The sequence below is a fragment of the Nocardioides sp. CPCC 206348 genome, from assembly GCF_048654705.1.
Classification (GTDB): domain Bacteria; phylum Actinomycetota; class Actinomycetes; order Propionibacteriales; family Nocardioidaceae; genus Nocardioides.
In genome coordinates, this window is the sequence record NZ_JBMCZA010000209.1 from 46939 (window position 1) to 47944 (window position 1006).

At 69.7% G+C, this 1006-nt stretch carries 2 protein-coding genes; one reads left to right on the top strand and one right to left on the bottom strand.

Going from position 1 to position 1006, the window contains the following annotated elements:
* On the top strand, positions 1–313 hold a 313-nt coding region (locus ACOADB_RS20840), incomplete at its 5' end, for an acyltransferase family protein (RefSeq protein WP_378602948.1).
* A 9-nt stretch (positions 314–322) separates the two neighbouring features.
* On the opposite strand, the gene ACOADB_RS20845 is transcribed toward ACOADB_RS20840, so the two are convergent.
* A partial coding sequence (locus ACOADB_RS20845) for an SGNH hydrolase domain-containing protein (protein ID WP_378602952.1) occupies positions 323–1006 on the bottom strand: 684 nt, incomplete at its 5' end.

Here is a 1006-nt window from a genome sequence, read left to right on the forward strand (position 1 = left end):
GCTGCCGGTGCACTACGTCTCGCTTCCGACGGTGGGGGCCGCGATCGCCATCTACCTGTGCGTGATCGACCTCTGCGCGCGGCTGCGGCCGAAGGAGCGGGTGCTGAAGGTCATCGGAGCGCTCGGCAGCGCAACCTTCGGGGTGTTCCTGGTGCACCTGCTGCTCGTCGCGGTGGTCCGCCGCTGGTGGCCGGACCTGTACGCCGACCCGGCCCCGGTCGCCAAGCTCGCGCTCTACGCCCTGGTGGTCGTCGTGTCCTTCGCGATCAGCGTGGCCGCGGCACGCGTGCCCTGGCTGCGCCGGATCTTCTGAGTACGGCGGTCAGGGCGTCCCGGCGGACGCGACGTGCTCGCTGACCAGCGGCACCAGCTCGTTGGCGAGGTCCGGTGCCAGCACCTTCACCCAGGTCGCGGTGATGTGCGATCCCTGGCGGTAGGTGAGCACGTTGCGGATCACTGCCCTGCAGACGCCGTCGGGGCACACCAACGGGTTCATGTCGATGAACGCGGCACCCTTGACCTGCCCGGCCGCTTCCTTCATGGCGAGGTTGCTGCTCGACTCCGCATACGGCCAGGAGCAGTCGTCCCCTGCGGTGGCCGCGTCGTGCTCGGCCACGCATTCGTACGCGTTCGCGCCGATCTCCGGTGACGGACTCGGGGTGTCGGACAGGGCGATCACCCGGGTGCCCTGGTCGGTGAGCTGCTGCCAGTAGCTGACGTACCCGGCGACCAGGCCCTCGAGGGTCTCCTCGCCGTCGGCATCGGCCGCAGCCTTGCGCAGGCCGGTCGTGATCATCACCTGCGGCCGGTCCTTGCCCTTCGCCTCGACCAGGCGCCGGAACACCTCCTGGCCCCACTCGCGGCACTCGGGGAAGGGTTCACCGGCGACGAACGTCATCGTGTCGGTGAACGTGCAGCCGCCCTTGGTGTAGATCCGCACCCGCCAGTGGTTCGCCTCGGCGATGGCATCGATCGCCGGCATCCACTGGGCGACCTTGGAGTCGCC